General features: G+C 37.3%; 14 protein-coding genes. 13 read left to right on the forward strand and 1 reads right to left on the reverse strand.

Annotated elements, in window-relative coordinates; all coding sequences use genetic code 11:
* Window positions 1-6: 6 nt before the first annotated feature.
* Genes ACI6PS_RS04600 through ACI6PS_RS04640 form a run of 9 tightly spaced genes read left to right on the forward strand, consistent with a single transcriptional unit; the run spans window position 7 to window position 11,440 of the window.
* Entirely contained in the window at window positions 7-606 is a 600-nt protein-coding gene (locus ACI6PS_RS04600; RefSeq protein WP_421011379.1) for a porin family protein, read from the forward strand.
* A gap of 11 nt (window positions 607-617) precedes the next feature.
* Window positions 618-1,241, forward strand: coding sequence for a porin family protein (locus ACI6PS_RS04605; RefSeq protein ID WP_421011380.1), 624 nt, complete (start codon window positions 618-620; stop codon window positions 1,239-1,241).
* A 16-nt stretch (window positions 1,242-1,257) separates the two neighbouring features.
* Complete coding sequence (locus ACI6PS_RS04610; protein ID WP_421011381.1) at window positions 1,258-1,629, forward strand: 3-hydroxyacyl-ACP dehydratase; 372 nt, start codon at window positions 1,258-1,260, stop codon at window positions 1,627-1,629.
* A 1-nt stretch (window position 1,630) separates the two neighbouring features.
* Complete coding sequence (locus ACI6PS_RS04615; protein WP_421011382.1) at window positions 1,631-2,116, forward strand: hypothetical protein; 486 nt, start codon at window positions 1,631-1,633, stop codon at window positions 2,114-2,116.
* A gap of 6 nt (window positions 2,117-2,122) precedes the next feature.
* A complete protein-coding gene (locus tag ACI6PS_RS04620; protein ID WP_421011383.1) occupies window positions 2,123-3,301 on the forward strand; it encodes a DUF2062 domain-containing protein in 1,179 nt (392 codons plus the stop codon).
* Window positions 3,302-6,973 (forward strand): MMPL family transporter, encoded by a 3,672-nt coding sequence (locus ACI6PS_RS04625; RefSeq protein ID WP_421011384.1) that lies wholly within the window; start codon window positions 3,302-3,304, stop codon window positions 6,971-6,973.
* Entirely contained in the window at window positions 6,970-8,490 is a 1,521-nt protein-coding gene (locus ACI6PS_RS04630; RefSeq protein WP_421011385.1) for a phytoene desaturase family protein, read from the forward strand. Before ACI6PS_RS04625 ends, ACI6PS_RS04630 begins: the two co-directional genes overlap by 4 nt.
* A gap of 2 nt (window positions 8,491-8,492) precedes the next feature.
* Window positions 8,493-10,154 (forward strand): C45 family autoproteolytic acyltransferase/hydolase, encoded by a 1,662-nt coding sequence (locus tag ACI6PS_RS04635; protein ID WP_421011476.1) that lies wholly within the window; start codon window positions 8,493-8,495, stop codon window positions 10,152-10,154.
* On the forward strand, window positions 10,154-11,440 hold the full coding sequence (locus tag ACI6PS_RS04640) for a phenylacetate--CoA ligase family protein (protein WP_421011477.1): 1,287 nt from the start codon (window positions 10,154-10,156) through the stop codon (window positions 11,438-11,440). The genes ACI6PS_RS04635 and ACI6PS_RS04640 overlap by 1 nt, the downstream gene beginning before the upstream one ends.
* A 46-nt stretch (window positions 11,441-11,486) precedes the next feature.
* On the opposite strand, the gene ACI6PS_RS04645 is transcribed toward ACI6PS_RS04640, so the two are convergent.
* Window positions 11,487-11,777: a GNAT family N-acetyltransferase gene (locus ACI6PS_RS04645; RefSeq protein ID WP_421011386.1), complete on the reverse strand. Its 291-nt coding sequence runs from the start codon at window positions 11,775-11,777 to the stop codon at window positions 11,487-11,489.
* 155 nt (window positions 11,778-11,932) lie between these two features.
* Here ACI6PS_RS04645 and ACI6PS_RS04650 point away from each other — a divergent pair, with 155 nt between their 5' ends.
* The 4 genes from ACI6PS_RS04650 to bglX all read left to right on the forward strand — a co-directional run bounded on the left by ACI6PS_RS04650 (window position 11,933) and on the right by bglX (window position 17,778).
* Entirely contained in the window at window positions 11,933-12,811 is an 879-nt protein-coding gene (locus ACI6PS_RS04650; RefSeq protein WP_421011387.1) for a DUF808 domain-containing protein, read from the forward strand.
* Window positions 12,812-13,007: 196 nt separating this feature from the next.
* On the forward strand, window positions 13,008-14,087 hold the full coding sequence (locus tag ACI6PS_RS04655) for a GDSL-type esterase/lipase family protein (protein WP_421011388.1): 1,080 nt from the start codon (window positions 13,008-13,010) through the stop codon (window positions 14,085-14,087).
* A complete protein-coding gene (locus ACI6PS_RS04660) occupies window positions 14,087-15,457 on the forward strand; it encodes a sialate O-acetylesterase (protein ID WP_421011389.1) in 1,371 nt (456 codons plus the stop codon). Before ACI6PS_RS04655 ends, ACI6PS_RS04660 begins: the two co-directional genes overlap by 1 nt.
* 41 nt (window positions 15,458-15,498) lie before the next feature.
* Window positions 15,499-17,778 (forward strand): beta-glucosidase BglX, encoded by a 2,280-nt coding sequence (bglX, locus tag ACI6PS_RS04665; protein ID WP_421011390.1) that lies wholly within the window; start codon window positions 15,499-15,501, stop codon window positions 17,776-17,778.
* The last annotated feature ends 63 nt before the right edge of the window (window positions 17,779-17,841 follow it).

Consider the following 17,841-nt stretch of genomic DNA (forward strand, 5'->3'; position numbering starts at 1 on the left):
ATGATAATGAAAAAATTATTTGTTTTTGCATTTTTTTGTGTTTTTGGAATTTCTCAAAGTAACGCACAAGTTACGTTTAAACCGGGAGTTAAGGCGGGTGTCAATTTTGCACGCTTGACCCAAACAGACAATCCTAACGAAAGATTTTATGGAAAGACTGATTTTTATGTTGGTATTCTGGGAGAATTGAAATTGTCAAAAGTTTACACGATGCAACCGGAAGTACTGTATTCCAGACAAGGATCTGGCGTAGAGTATCTAGATGAGAATAATATGAGGCAAAAAGATAAGATAAATATTTCGTATTTGTCTTTAGGACTTGCTAACAAATTTACATTTGATAAACTTAATATCCACGTTGGACCAACATTCGATATAAAAGTGAGCGATGCAAAGAAAGAACTGACCACTTATAACAACGATTATTTTGAAGATTATAGTAATGGTATTGATATGGCTATTTTTATTGGAGCAGGATATAGTATTACAGAAAATTTAGAATTTGAAGCCAGAGTTAAAAAAGGAATTATTCCTGTAAATGGCGATTGGGATAGTGAAAACATGGTTTTTCAACTGGGACTTTCTTATACATTTGACACTAAATAAATTTAAACATAATGAAGAAAATTTTACTTTTTACAGCTTTAAACCTATTCTTTTTCTCGACTTCGAATGCACAGGTAACCATCAAGCCGGGTGTTAAAGCCGGATTGAACCTTTCAAGATTCACCAATAGTGATTCAGATTTCAGACCTGATTTTTATGTAGGAGGTTTGGCAGAAATCAAATTCTCCTCTTTTTATGCGCTGCAGCCAGAATTGGTGTATTCAAGACAAGGAGCTACTATTACTTATAATGATTTTGCAGTAAATCCTTCAGGAGGATCTGTTGAAAAGAAATATTCATTAGACTATCTCTCATTAGGAGCAATCAACAAATTTACATTTGCAGAGCGTTTCCAAGCAGTAGTTGGACCAACAATTGACATTCAAGTTGCAGATAATTTTGATCGTGAAACTAGCGACGATCTAATTGGTTTAGATTTAGGATTAGCTATCGGTTTGGGCTATTCTTTACCAAACGGTTTAACCTTTGAAGCACGTTTCAAACAAGGTCTGATTGATATTTTTGGAGACAACTATAACGCTTACGAGGACGAAAATAATAACGGAAATTATGACGAAATAGTCACAAATCAGGTTATTCAATTAGGAATTTCGTATACTTTTGGAAGTAAATAATTTAAATAAAAGCACAATGTTACTTAAGGATTTTTATACGGTTGAAAAGCTAGAAAATGTTTCAGAAGGAAAATACAATGCTACAGTGCATCTAAACAAGCAGCACGATATTTTTAAAGGTCATTTTCCAGGAAATCCAGTAACGCCAGGTGTTTGTATGATGCAGATAATCAAAGAACTTTCGCAGGAAATTGTTGGAAGTTCTTTGTTTATGATAAGTTCCTCGAATGTGAAATTTATGGCACTTATCAATCCGGAGGTTCATCCTCTCCTACGATTGGAGCTGGAAATTTCTGGAGATTTAAATACTGAAGTAAAAGTAAAGAATACTACTTTTTTTGAAGAGACTGTAGCCTTGAAGCTTACCAATACCTATAAAAAAGCATAAGTTGAAACTATTTTTTCACATATTATTTTCATTTGTTTTTTTAACAGCCCAAGAATTGCCAGAGATTCGGGAGCATTACTATGATGCTTCTAAAACAAAGCAAAATGCAGAACAATTCCATAAACTGCTTTCCAATTATTCTAAAAACAACAACATTATCTTGGCTTACAAGGGTGCATCCATTACGATACAGTCAAAATTTGCATCTGGAATAAAACAAAAAAAGCAATTGTTTATTGAAGGGGCAACTTTGGTAGAAAATGCTGTGAAAAACAGTCCCGAAAATGCTGAAATTAGATTGATTCGCTTGAGCATTCAGGAAAACACACCTAAGATTTTAAAATATAAGGCAAATATTGAAGAAGATAAGAAGGTCATCGTTGATGCATTCGACAAGCTTCCTCAAGATTTGAAAGCCTACATAAAGGACTACGTGAAACAGTCTAAAGTTTTCACTGATAAAGAAAAACAGCAGTTGCTTAAATAGCAAGGTATGAATCCAAATCCATCCATTAGCGAGCGAATTCAAAAGTTGCAGCTGTGTGTTATTATTCCCACCTATAATAACCATAAAACCCTACGTCGTGTTATTGATGGTGTTTTAAGCCATACCCAAAATTGTATTGTTGTCAACGACGGTTCAACCGATGCTACTGAAGAAATCTTAAGTTCCTATCCCCAAATTACATTACTCAATCTTCCTAAAAATAAAGGGAAAGGAAATGCACTGCGGGAAGGTTTTAAGAAAGCAAAAGATTTAAAATATCAATATGCCATAACGATTGATTCTGACGGACAGCATTATCCAGACGACATTCCTGTTTTTATAGACCATCTTGAAAAGTCTGATAAAGAGGTTTTGTTGATTGGAAATCGCAATATGAACCAAGATGGTATTCCGAAGAAAAGCAGTTTTGGAAACAAATTTTCTAATTTTTGGTTTTGGTTCGAAACAGGAATTACTTTAGAAGATACCCAATCGGGTTATCGACTGTATCCGTTGCAATTTATACCGAAAAGACTCTACACAAATAAGTTTGAATTTGAAATAGAAGTAATTGTCCGAACGGCTTGGAATGTAGTAGAGGTGAAGAACATTCCCATCAATATTTTATATGATCCAAACGAGCGCGTCAGCCATTTTCGTCCGTTTAAAGATTTTACCAGGATCAGTATTCTCAATACAATTTTGGTCATCATTACCCTTTTGTACATAAAACCAAGAGACTTTTTCAGGAGTTTCAAAAAAAAAAGTTTTAAGGATTTTATCCGCGAAGATGTCTTAGCAAGTTCAGATTCCAATTTAAAGAAATCACTTTCGATTGCGTTGGGAATTTTTGTCGGAATTGCTCCAGTTTGGGGCTTCCAAACTTTGGCAGTTATTTCTTTAGCAGTGCTGTTTCGGTTGAATAAAGCGTTAGCTTTTGCCTTTTCAAACATCAGTATTCCGCCGATGATTCCTTTTATCATTTGGGGTTCATTGGAAACAGGCAGTCTTTTTGTTTCCAATCCAGTTGCCTTTAATTGGAACACTCCGGTAAATTTTCAAGAGGTTAAAATTCATATTTTTCAATACCTCATTGGGAGCATCGTGTTAGCAACTGTTATGGCAATTCTTTTCGGGGTTGGAAGTTATTTAGTACTTTCGCTATCGAAATCATCAAGAAGATAAATGCACTATTATTTCCTCCGAATCCATCTTTTCGTACAACGAAACAAGCTTCTGGCGACAGGAATTGCGCTTGCTTTTTTGTTGGTTTTTGGTTTTTTTGCTTCCAAGATTACATTTGAAGAAGACATTACACGGATTATCCCAAAAAACGATCAGTCGGATCTTACGGCAAAGGTCCTCAAACAACTCAATTTCTCTGATAAGATAACGGTCATCATTGAAAAAGACAAGAACGGAACCGTAGATGATTTGGCAGAAACCGCCTCCGTATTTTTAGACAGCATTGCTTCTTGTACCGAATATATAAAAGACATCCAAGGCAAAGTTGAAGACGAAAACATACAGGAAACCTTTGATTTTGTTTATAATAATCTTCCACTGTTTCTTGACGATGACGATTATGCTCAAATCGATAAAAAACTCAATAAGGACAGTATCTCGGTTCAAATCGAAAAAAATTATAGAACACTGATTTCGCCTACCGGAATAGTCGCCAAAGATTTTATCTTGAATGATCCTTTGGGGATTTCATTTATCGCACTAAAAAAATTACAGCAGTTAAGCGTTGGAGATGAATTCCAACTTAAAAACGGTTTCTTGGTGACTAAAGATGAATCCAAATTATTGCTTTTCATCAATACCAAGTTAAGCGGTACAGAGACGGAAAAGAACACCGTTTTTGTAGAGAATTTAAACGCTGTAAAAAACAATTTGAATGCTCAGTTCAAAGGAAAGGCAACCGTTGATTATTTTGGAGCTTCGTTGATTGCTGTCGCCAATGCAAAACAAATCAAGCACGATATCATCACGACTATTTTTGTATCGTTGGGAACCTTGATGTTGATTTTGATTTTATTCTATCGAAAACTACTTATCCCAGTAATCATTTTCATTCCGACAATTTTTGGTGTGGCGTTTGCCATTGCCAGTTTGTATTTTATAAAAACCACTATTTCTGCCATCTCACTTAGTGTTGGTGCGGTACTTTTAGGCGTCACCATTGATTATTCCTTGCATATACTCACGCATTATAAGAACAACAACGACTTGAAGACGTTCTACAAAGACATCACGATGCCGTTGATAATGAGCAGTACCACAACCGCTTTGGCATTTCTTTGCTTGCTGTTTGTAAATTCCGAAGCCTTGAAAGATTTGGGGATTTTTGCCGCAATCAGCGTAGTGGTTTCGGCACTTTTTTCATTGTTGATTGTGCCGCATTTGTATAAGCCTAAAGCAAGTGATGCGAATAAGAAAACAATCTTGGACAAGGCAGCGGGTTTTTCGTTTGAACGCAATAAATTTCTTATCATTTCGAGTGTTCTACTGATTGTAATTAGTTTCTTTACTTTCGGAAATGTAAAATTCAACAACAATCTTTCAGAATTGAATTTTATTCCAACCGAAATAAAAAAGGCAGAAGCCAAACTCGAAGGAACAACAAATCTGACTTCAAAGTCTATCTACTTGGCTTCCTATGGTAATTCAATGGAGGAAGCTTTGCAGCAGAATAATAAACTTTTTAAAAATCTTTCAGCAAAGAAAAAAGAGAAAGCAATCTTGAATTTCAGCTCGCTAGGCGGAATAGTATTGCCAAAGGAAATGCAACAGCTAAAGATCGACAAATGGAACTCATTTTGGACGCCAGAAAAGAAAGCATTTATTCAAAGCAATCTTATTTCAAGTGGTAATGCACTTGGTTTTAAACCGCAATCACACCTACGTTTTTATGATTTGCTTGAATCAAAATTTGCTCCAATTGGTTTTGATCAATATGCAAAAGTAAAGGCATTTTTTCTGGAGGAATTTGTTTCTTCAAAAAATGGTTTCTACACCGTTTCTTCGATAGTAAAAGTTTCCAATGAACAACGTGATGCATTTGTCAACAAAATAAGTAGAGAAGAGAAAGTCATTTCCATTGATCGTCAGCAGATGAACGAAATATTTTTAGGAAAGCTTCGGGACGATTTTAATGAATTGGTTAATTATTCCTTGCTTGCCGTAATATTGGTGTTGTTTGTTTTCTTCCGAAGAATCGAATTGGTCATCATCAGTACAATTCCAATTGTAATTACCGGACTAGTGACAGCTGGAATTATGGGTATTTTCGACATACAACTGAATATTTTTAGTACAATTGTCTGCACACTTATTTTTGGGCACGGCGTAGATTTCAGTATTTTTATGACCAGCGCTTTGCAAAAAGAATATACCACAGGAAAAGATGAAATGCCCATTTATAGAGCCTCTATTATTTTAGCCGCACTGACCACGATTTTGGCTATCGGTGCCTTGATTTTCGCCGAACATCCTGCGCTAAAATCCATTTCATCTGTTTCGTTGATAGGTGTTTTCGCGGCGTTGCTTATCACGTTTATTTTTTATCCGATACTTTTTAAGATTTGTATTTTCAATAGAGTCAAGAAAGGAAAATCGCCTATCACGCTTCGATTATTGATTCACTCCACACTTTCGTTTATTTATTATGGATTGGGAGGATTTCTACTTTCATTGATAGGCGAGTTGGTCATGAAAATAATTCCTTTAAAAAGAGAAGTAACAATGATGTGGTTCAGGCGAACGATGTCAAAATTCATGAAATCAGTCTTATATTCCAATCCGTTTGTAAACAAAAAAGTGGTCAACGATTATAAGGAGACTTTCGAAAAGTCATCCGTGATCATTTCCAATCATACTTCCTTCCTGGACACGCTTGCAGTTGGAATGCTGAGTCCAAAAATCATTTTTTTGGTGAACGACTGGGTTTATAATTCTCCTTTTTTCGGAAGAGCAGTAAAACTTGCGGGTTTCTATCCAGTTTCCCAAGGTGTGGAAGGAAGCGTGGAGCATTTGCGCGAGAAGGTAGAGCAAGGCTTTTCATTGATGGTTTTTCCAGAAGGCTCACGCTCAGAGGATGGCAATATTCAGCGTTTCCACAAAGGCGCATTTTTTCTGGCCGAACAGTTCAATTTGGATGTCTTGCCGATCTTTATCCACGGAAATTCAGATGTTTTGCCAAAGGGCGATCATATTATCTATGATGAAAACATCACCGTTGTGATCGGTAGAAGAATTAAAGCCGATGATGCCTCTTTCGGAACAGCCTATTCGGAACGAACTAAAAAGATCAACCATTACTTCAGACAGCAGTTCAGTTTGTTGCGAAATACTTTTGAAGATGAAAATTATTTCAAGAACAAATTGTTTTTAAGTTTCTTGTATAAAGAATATGAAGTTGTCAAGGAGATAAAAACAGATTTCCAACAAAGAAAATCATTATATTTCAAGCTGAATCAATACATCAAGGAGGATGCAAAGATTTTGCATTTGGCGGATGATTATGGACAGCTGGATGTTTTATTGACCTTGCAAAAGCCAAAACGCAAGATTTTTTCATTTATAGAAAATGAAGAAAAAAGAAACATCGCTGCAGCCAATTATCTGCTAAAAAAACGTAAAATTGTTTACATCGATGATGTTCTGGAAGACAAGCAATATGAAACGCTTTTAATATCAAATAAAAATGCTTTATCATTGGAAAAAATGAAACTAGCTAGCGTACAGCAAGTCATCCTGATAAGCCAGTTGGAGTTGAAAAACCATTTTGTAGGTCTTGGTTTTGAAGAAGATACAGTAGAGAAGGACTTATTGGTTTTAAAGAAAAAACAGTGAAAAAGAAATACGACATAGTAATTATTGGCAGTGGTCTGGGCGGATTGGTGTCGGCTATCCTTCTTGCAAAAGAGGGAAGGAGTGTTTGTGTTTTGGAAAAAAACAACCAATACGGCGGCAACCTGCAGACATTCGTGCGAGACAAGACTATTTTTGATACCGGAATTCACTACATCGGCGGATTGGCAGAAGGTCAGAATCTTCATAAATATTTCACATACATTGGCATTATGGATCATCTTAAACTTAAAAAGATGGACGAGGATGCCTTTGATGTTATCACGTTTGACGATGATAAAACACAATATCCGCATGCGCAGGGTTATGAGAATTTCATCAAGCAATTGACGGTTTATTTCCCTGATGAAGAAGAAACAATCCGAAAATATTGCAAACAATTGATTTATACCTGCGATTCATTTCCGCTTTACAATCTGAAGAAGGGCGATGGCTATCACAGTGATATTCTTTCCATAAACGCGAAGCAATATCTTGATGAATTGACGGATAATGAAAAGCTCAAGGCTGTTTTGGCGGGTTCTAATTTCTTGTATGCAGGAATTGCCGACAAATCACCTTTTTATGTACATGCTTTATCGGTAAATTCCTATATTCAAAGCTCTTGGCGTTGCATTAATGGAGGAAGCCAGATCACAAAATTATTGATAAAGGAACTCCGAAAATACGGTGGCGAAGTTTATAAGCATCGTGAAGTTACCGGTTTTGGTTTTGAAGAGGATAAACTCATTTCTGTGAAAACCCATAACGGAGAGGAGTATTTCGGCGATTTGTTTATTTCTAATATCGAGCCGAAGACCACTTTGAAAATGATTGGTGAAGATAGATTCCGGAAATCCTATTTTAGTAGGATACAGAGTTTGGAAGTGTTGCCATCGGCATTCAGCCTGTATCTGGTTTTTAAACCTAAATCGTTCAAGTATCTCAACCACAATTATTATCATTTTAGGGATAGCACAAGGGTTTGGAATGCAAATGATTATACCGAAGAGTCTTGGCCGGAGGCCTATATGGCGTCTATGAATATTTCCGAAGAAAATCAAGTGTGGGCCGAAAGTTTAACAGCCATTACATATTTGAAATTTGAGGAATTCAAAGAATGGGAAAACACTCATAACACAGTTTCGGATAAAAACGAAAGAGGTGACTCGTATGAAAAATACAAGGCGGAAAAGGCAGAACTGTTTTTAAAGGAAATCGAGAAGAAATTCCCGGGAATCCGCAATAGCATCCAATCCATACATTCTTCAACTCCATTATCCTACCGTGATTACATTGGCGGACATGAAGGAAACCTGTATGGATATATAAAGGATTCTAACAACCCAATGAAAACTTTTATTTCACCAAAAACGAAATTAGATAACCTTTATCTAACTGGACAAAGTATCAACATGCACGGTGTTTTAGGTGTAACAATTGGGGCCGTAGTAACCTGTTCTGAAATTTTGGGAAAGGACTATCTTATCAATAAAATTAACAGAGAACTAGCCGAATAATGATGAAAGCGAATGTCAAAATACTATTTTTCATAGGGATTTTATTTTTGATATTCTCTTGCGGAACTTCCAAATCCATTCATCATCAACCTAAAATCGATGGATACAATCAGACGAAACCGGTTGTTGTCAAACATTCGGACACTCTATTTTCTTCGGGTTCTAATTATCTCATCAAAAACAAGCAGCAACTTTGGGAGCTTTATATTTCAGGAGATGCATTCCAGATGGGATTATTGGCCGGAAGCCTTTCTGAGCATTTAGTTCAAAAGCAGGAAAGGGTTTTCTTTTCGAAAATTCAGGAAATTGTTCCTTCCAAATTCAAACAAAAACTGCTTAGGCAATTCCTAAAATGGTACAACCGTAAGATGTATCTTCATGTCCCAGATGAATATAAAACCGAGATATATGGCATTTCTCAGTATACTTCGGATAATTATAATAATCTGGCTCCTAAGTATTTACGAACTTTATACCTTCACGGCGCTCATGATATTGGGCATGCATTGCAAGATTTGGCCATGGTAGGTTGCTCATCAGTGGCGGCTTGGGGTGATAAAACCGAAGATGGTGAATTGTTGATAGGAAGGAACTTCGATTTTTATGCAGGCGATGAATTTGCCGAAGACAAGATTATGGCTTTTATAACTCCAAACGACGGACATCCATTTATGACCGTTACATGGGGAGGAATGATTGGAGCTGTTTCCGGAATGAACAACGAAGGTTTGACGGTAACTATAAATGCAGGAAAATCAAAAATTCCTTTAGTAGCCAAAACACCCATTTCCGTCTTGGCCAGAGAAATATTGCAGTATGCCTCAAATGTTGAACAAGCAATTGCGATAGCAAAAAAACGCGAAGTATTTGTTTCAGAATCTATTATGATAGGCAGTGCAAAGGATAAAAAGGCTATATTGATAGAGGTTTCCCCTGAAAACTTTGGTGTTTTCGAGGTTCAAAACAGCAATCAGTTGGTCTGCACCAATCACTTTCAAAGTGAAGTATATAAAACAGATAAAAGAAACAGCAATCACATTGAAGAGAGTCATAGTAAATACCGTTTCGATAGGATGAACGAGCTTTTGGCAGAAAGCCAAAGATTAAATCCGCTGAAGATGGCAGAAATCCTGCGGAACAAGAAAGGTTTGAATGATAAGGAAATCGGCTATGGAAATGAGAAAGCCTTAAATCAATTGTTGGCACATCACGGCGTTATTTTTAAACCCGAGAGCAAAATCGTCTGGGTTTCTTCAAATCCTTATCAATTAGGTGAATTTGTTGCTTATGATTTGAATAAAATTTTCAATAAGAAGAGTCAAGATTTAAAAGTGCAAAGTTCAGATTCTATGAATATTCCAAAAGATAAATTTCTTGAAGCTAAAGCTTTTAAGGATTATGAGCAATATCGAATCAACGATCGCATTATAGATGAGGCAATTTCAAAAAATAAGAACCTAACGGTTGCATTAATAAAAAACTACCAAAACCTAAATCCAAACCATTGGATGGTATATTATAAAGCAGGAAAATATTACTATGATAAAGGTTGGTACAAAGCATCAGAATTGGAGTTTCAAAAAGCTCTGACCAAAGAAATTACAACCGTTCCAGATAAAATTCAGATAGAGAAATACCTTAAAAAAATAAAACGAAGAAGATGATGATACCAGCGATAGAAAAAGCATCCGTACAGGAAATCAAACAATTTCAGGAACAAAAACTGAAAGAATTGCTGGTCTATTTATCGGAGCATTCCCCATATTACAAGGACATGTTCGCAAAACAGAACATCGAAATACAAACCATCACTTCACTCGAACATTTACGCCAGTTTCCTGTCACCACCAAAACCGATATCCAAGAAAACAACGATGCGTTTTTCTGTGTACCGATGCATAAAATCATCGATTATGCCACTACTTCCGGAACATTGGGCGATCCTGTAACATTTGGATTGACCGACAAAGACTTAGATCGATTGGCCTATAACGAAGCCGTTTCATTTGTTTGTTCCAATATAAAAGAAGGCGATGTAGTACAGCTGATGACAACGATGGACCGGAGATTCATGGCCGGATTGGCCTATTTCCTCGGACTCCGAAAACTTGGCGCAGGTGTAATACGCGTGGGTGCCGGAATTCCTGAATTGCAGTGGGATTCCATTTTAAAATACAAACCCAAACACCTCATAGCCGTTCCTTCTTTTCTTTTGAAAATGATCGAATACGCTGAGGGTAACAATATTGATTACAATGCTTCGAGTGTCGAAAGCGTCATCTGTATCGGCGAAGCCTTGCGTAATCAGGATTTTTCGCCTTCCATCTTGGCAAAAAGAATCACCGATAAATGGGACATTAAGCTTTTTTCCACCTATGCTTCTACAGAAATGAGTACGGCTTTCAACGAATGCGAACATTTTCAGGGCGGCCATCAACATCCCGAATTGATCATCACAGAAATCCTAGACGAGCAGAACCAGCCCGTAAAAGAAGGCGAAAGCGGCGAGCTCACCATCACTACACTGGGAGTTGAGGCAGTGCCGTTGTTGCGTTTCAAGACAGGCGATATCGTAAAGTTGCATTCAGAACCATGTCCTTGCGGAAGAAATACTGTCCGGGTAGGACCAGTCGTTGGCCGAAAACAACACATGATAAAATATAAAGGAACCACGCTCTATCCGCCGGCCATGCACGATTTATTGCGCTATTTTGAAGGCATACAAAGCCATCTGATCGAAATTTCTACAAATGATTTAGGCACGGATGAAATCCTGATCAAAATTGCTTCTCAACAGCCATCCGAAGAATTGATGAACCAAATCAAGGACCATTTCAGGGCAAAACTTAGAGTTACTCCAAAAGTTGAATTTGTTGCTCAAGACCTGCTGAACAAAATTATTTTTCCGCCTATGAGTAGAAAGCCGATTACTTTTTTGGATAAGCGATAAATAATAAATCTAGTTTTGTATGTATCGGGTTGCTAAAGAAATCAAATTAGCGTTTCCAAATATCCTGATAATCATCCGGACGTCTTTTAAATTGAGCATGAACATAGGGACAAAGTGGAAGAACCATCATTTTGTTACTGCGTGCATAGCTTGTCATTTCCTCCAATAGTTTTTTAGCATATCCTTTTCCTTCGCCTTCGGCTTCAACTCCCGTATGATAGACGGTAAGGAGATCTTGCTTTAAACTGACAGTCATTTCACCAAGTTTTTTTCCATCAACATAAAGATTGAAAGCTCCATGTTGCTTTTCGTCTAATTCTAATTTTATAGTTTCCATATTGTTTGTGTTGGTTATGTTTTATCTTCAGGACAAAATTAGCAATCAATTTAAAAGCTGGCATTGAACTAAGACAAGAAAAACAATCTAGCATTTTCTAAGCCTATCTTATCAGATTAAATTTATACTTTTACGGTTCACAAAAAAAACAAAATATGGCATCAGGATTTTTTGCAATTTTAGACGATATAGCTGCTTTGATGGATGATATCGCTGTTACAAGTAAGCTGGCAACTCAAAAAACAGCTGGAATATTAGGCGATGATTTGGCAGTTAATGCAGAGAAAGCCACAGGATTTTTAGCCTCTAGAGAAATACCTGTACTATGGGCCATTACCAAGGGATCCTTTATAAACAAGTTAATTATTTTGCCAGCTGTATTTCTACTCAATTATTTCTTTCCGGTTGTAATTACCATTATTTTGGTTCTAGGAGGAATGTATTTAGCCTATGAAGGTGCTGAAAAAATTGTCGAATTCCTTTTCCACCGTGCGAAAAAAGGGCATGAAGTGGTTTTGGAAAGTGGTCTGCCCGAATCGGATGAAAATTCCGAAAAGTCAAAAATCAGTTCGGCAATTAAAACTGATTTTATTCTTTCCCTGGAAATTGTTATCATCGCATTGGCCACAGTTATTGAACATGAGCATCCTTTACTCACGCAAATACTTTCAGTAAGTTTTGTTGCTATCATTGCAACCGTGGGAGTTTACGGTATCGTTGCATTGATTGTTCGAATGGACGATGCTGGTTTTTTTCTTATCAAAAAATCAGGCGATAAGGGATTTCTATCCGTGGTTGGGCAAATATTAGTAAAAGCATTGCCAATAATCATCAAGATACTTTCAGTAGTTGGAACGATTGCCCTGATATTGGTTTCGGGTGGGATATTTGTTCACAATATTGAATTTTTCCATCATCTATTGCCAAGTTTGCCTTCTATAATCAAAGAATTTGCGATAGGATTAATCGTAGGATTGATTGTGGTAGGATTGGTAACATTGGTAAAAAAGTTAGTTCCTTCTAGGCAAAAATAGATAGTAAATACACTTTTCAGAATAAAAACTTTCAGAAAGCATAATTGTACCTCCGTGGACAATTATGCTTTTTGCATTAAGCGAGTTCATATTGATCAAGGTATTTTTGATGCCAAGATTCTACATCAAAATGATATTTTAGTACAACTAAGAAGCCTCACAATTGATAACTTTACAAAATCTATCCAATAAAATTATGCAATTCATTAAAAAAGTACTTTGTTTTTTATTATTAACCACTTCGTTTATTTCTTTTTCACAGATAAAAGAAGCTGATAATCAGTTTTATAATACGCAAGGAAGAATTGAAAAGACAGTTGATAATGGTATTGTATTAATAAGTTCGGCTTCTTCGGTAATCTTCAGTTTTACAGGAAAGTCATGCCAAATCGCCCTTCAATCAATCAACGAGTACGGACACCATGCTTATGTTTCCCTTGAATTGGATGGCAAATATATCGGAAGGCTCAGGGTAGAAAAAGAGCTTAAAGAGTATCCAATAAAAGTGAATACCAATAAAAAGCATACACTCAAAATCTTCAAGGCAACAGAAGCTTCAACAGGTGGCATCTTGTTTAACGGAGCCATTGCAAAGCTGATTCCAACACAGTTAAAAGAAAAGAAAAAGATAGAATTCATCGGAAACTCAATTACCTGCGGAATGGGAGCCGATGTAATTGAAATTCCTTGCGGACAAGGTGAGTGGTTTGATCAGCACAATGCCTATCTGGCCTACGGACCGTTATTGTCAAGAAACCTGGATGTGGATTTTCAGCTGAGCTCGGTTTCAGGGATGGGAATGTACAGGAATTGGAACGACGAAACAGAACCCGTTATGCCAAACGTATATGAAAATCTATACCTGAACAATGATGCATCAAAACCTTACGGATTCAATTTCAAGCCGGACATCATCAGTATCGCCCTTGGAACAAATGATTTTTCGGAAGGTGACGGAACAAAAGAAAGAAAGCCTTTTAATGCTGAGAAATTTGTCTCCAATTATGTGAATTTCCTGAAGATGCTTTACAGCCACAACCCTGATGTGCAGATTGTATTGGCCAACAGTCCGATGGTAAATGGCGAAAAAGCGAAGGTGTTTACAGATTGTCTCGAAAAAATCAAGGATTCTTTTAAGGATGAAAACGTCAAGCCGATACAAATCTTTCAATTCACTGCCGTTACCCCGCACGGTTGCACCACGCATCCAGATGCAGACGATCATAAAATCATGGCAAGTCAATACCAACCGTTCCTGAAAAAACTATTGAAATAATGAAAAGAGTCCTTTTATTATTTTTATTTATAACCAACCTAGCTTCGGCAAATGTGGTGTTACCTAGTGTCTTTTCAGATAATATGGTGCTCCAGCGAAATTCCGAAGTGAAGATCTGGGGATGGGGAAGCCCGAAGGAGGAAATAACAATCATCACAGGTTGGAACAATCAGCAATACAATGTAATTCCAAGCAACGAGGCCAAGTGGGATATAATGGTAAAAACACCTGAAGCAGGCGGTCCTTTTGAAATCATTATAAAAGGCTACAACCAAATTACTTTGAAAAATATATTGATTGGCGAAGTGTGGCTGTGTTCCGGGCAATCAAATATGGAAATGAGCGTCTCGTGGGGAATTGAAAATGGGGAGGCTGAAGCAAAACTCGCCAACCATCACAATATCAGATTTTTCAATGTTCCAAAACTGACATCCACTACGCCACAGGACAATCTTCCTGCAAATTGGGAGGTATGTACGCCCGAAACAATGAAATATTTCAGTGCGGTGGCCTATTTTTTTGCACTGCATTTACAGGAAGATCTCAAAAATGTTCCCATCGGACTTATCAATTCTTCTTGGGGCGGAACACCTGCAGAAATCTGGATTCCCGAAGCAACTATCGCCAACGACAAAGTGCTCACGGCATCTGCAAATAAATTGAGCATTACCGAATACGGACCAAATCAACCGGGTCGCACTTACAACGCCATGATCAATCCTTTGGCTGGATTTAAAATTGCTGGTACAATTTGGTACCAAGGCGAAAGCAATGTTGGAGCTAATAATTACGAGAAAACCCTTTCTGCACTGATAACTTCGTGGAGAAAAGAATGGAAACAGGACTTTCCGTTTTATTTTGTTCAAATTGCACCATATCAATATGGAGACAATCATTTTGGAGGTGTTGAAATTCAAAATGCTCAACGAAAAACGCTTGAACTTGTTGATAATACAGGAATGGCAATGACTTCTGATATTTCTACTACAGATGATATTCATCCGAAGGATAAAAAATCAGTTGGAAATCGCTTGGCAGAAATCGCCTTAAAAAACCATTACAAAACCAAAAATACAATTGTTGATGGCCCACTTTTTAAAGCGATTGAAATTAAAAAAAGCACCATATCTGTTTCTTTTAAAAATGCGAATGGATTGTATTTTAAAAATAAAAAAAGTTCCCTTTTTGAAGTAGCTGGCGATGATAATGTTTTTCATCCAGCAGAAGCAAAAATAAAAAACGAAAAAATAGAAGTCACATCAAAATTTGTAAAAGATCCCAAGAAGGTTCGATTTGCTTGGAAAAATACAGCACAATCTGATGTTTTCAATGTTGTAAATCTTCCAGCTTCGGCTTTTATAAGTGAATAAGAATAAAAAATGGTTCAACCATTTCTGAATAACCAAAACACATGAAAAACAAAAAAATCATAGCGGGTATATTTTCCCTTTTTACTATCACAGCAATGAATGCACAAAGCAAAGCACATCTCGACAAGAAAAAACCAATCGAAGAAAGAATTACCCTCCTGATGAAGGAAATGACCTTGGAGGAAAAAGTAGGACAAATGAACCAATACAATGGTTTTTGGGACGTTACAGGACCCGCTCCAAAAGGAGGAAACGCTGAACTCAAATACGAGCATCTTCGTAAAGGATGGGTAGGTTCGATGCTTACCGTTCGTGGTGTAAAAGAAGTTCGTGCTGTTCAAAAAATTGCAGTTGAAGAAACCCGTTTGGGAATTCCGCTCATCATTGGTTTCGATGTGATCCATGGATACAAGACCTTAAGTCCGATTCCACTAGCTGAAGCGGCAAGTTGGGATATGGAAGCCATTAAAAAATCGGCACAAATTGCCGCTGATGAAGCTTCTGCTTCCGGAATCAACTGGACTTTTGGTCCGAATATGGATATTTCGCGTGATGCGAGATGGGGACGCGTGATGGAAGGAGCAGGAGAGGATCCGTATTTGGGAAGCAAGGTTGCCGTTGCAAGGGTGAAAGGTTTTCAAGGCGATTTGAAAAATAACAACAACATTGCAGCTTGTGCCAAACACTTCGCAGCTTACGGATTTGCAGAAGCAGGATTGGATTACAATACCGTTGATATAAGCAATTCGACACTCTACAATACGGTTCTGCCACCGTTCAAGGCGGCATCGGAAGCAGGGGTTAGAACGATGATGAACTCCTTTAATATCCTGAACGGCGTTCCAGCAACAGGCAGCAGTTTTCTTCAAAGGGACATCCTTAAGGGAAAATGGAACTTCAACGGATTTGTAATTTCCGATTGGGCTTCTGTCCGTGAAATGATTACCCATGGTTTTGCAAAAGACGGGGCAGAAGCTGCTTTGAAAGCCGTTGAAGCAGGTTCAGATATGGACATGGAATCGCATATTTATGTAGCAGAACTGGCAAAATTGGTTAAGGATAAAAAGGTAGATATTGCTCTAGTGGATGATGCTGTTAGAAGAATTCTTCGAGTAAAATTCGAATTGGGTCTTTTTGATGATCCGTATAAGTATTGCGATGAAAAACGTGAGAAAGCAATTATCGGTAACAAATCCAATAACGATGGTGTTTTGGATATGGCTAAAAAATCGATTGTATTGCTTAAGAATGAAGGAAATTTACTTCCATTAAAGAAAACAGGCCAAAAAATTGCACTTATCGGAGCTTTGGCAAACGATAAAACAAGTCCGCTTGGCAGCTGGAGAATTGCTTCCGATGACAATACTGCCGTTTCAGTCCTGGAAGGAATGCAGCAGTACAAAGGCAATCAATTGACTTTTGAAAAAGGAGCTGATTTAACTGTTGGAGCTACGACTTTTACAGCTGAATTGGTTTTCAATACTACGGATACTTCAGGTTTCGAAGCCGCTAAAAAAGTAGCTTCAAGTGCAGATGTTGTGGTAATGGTTTTGGGAGAGCACGGTTTCCAAAGTGGGGAAGGAAGAAGCAGAACCAACCTTGATTTGCCAGGTGTTCAACAGCAATTGTTAGAGGAAATTTACAAGGTAAATAAGAATATTGTGTTGGTTTTAAACAACGGAAGACCTTTGGCATTGCCGTGGGCCGCCGAACATATTCCTACAATTGTTGAAGCCTGGCACTTGGGAACACAAACAGGAAATGCCGTTGCGCAGGTTTTATACGGAGACTATAATCCGAGTGGAAAATTACCGATGTCTTTCCCGAGAAATGTGGGGCAATGTCCAATCTACTACAACCATTTCAGTACGGGAAGACCTGTTGATAGTGATAAAAACGTATTCTGGTCGCATTATTCAGACGTAGAGAAAACACCATTATTTGCTTTCGGACACGGATTGAGCTATACGACTTTCGGTTATAAGAATCTGAAAATAGACAAAGTAAATCCGGTAAAGGGTGAAACAATTAAAGTTTCTGTTGAGGTTACCAATACAGGAAATGTTGATGGGAAAGAAGTGGTACAGCTTTACATCAGGGATATAAGTGCAAGCCTTTCCAGACCGGTTAAGGAATTGAAAGGTTTTGAATTGGTGTCCCTAAAGAAAGGCGAAACGAAAACTATTTCTTTCAGTTTGACAGATGCAGAGCTTGGTTTTTACAATAATAATGGAGCGTATGTTGTAGAGCCAGGAAAGTTTAAAATATTTGTAGGAAGCAGTTCTACCGAAGTTTTGGAAGGTGAATTGGAATTAAAATAAAAAGAAAATTGAGCTTATAAAAGTAGTTTAATTAGCTTCGAGTTTTGTGAAAGAAAAGGCTGC

The sequence above is a fragment of the Flavobacterium sp. PLA-1-15 genome (assembly GCF_049060005.1).
Classification (GTDB): domain Bacteria; phylum Bacteroidota; class Bacteroidia; order Flavobacteriales; family Flavobacteriaceae; genus Flavobacterium.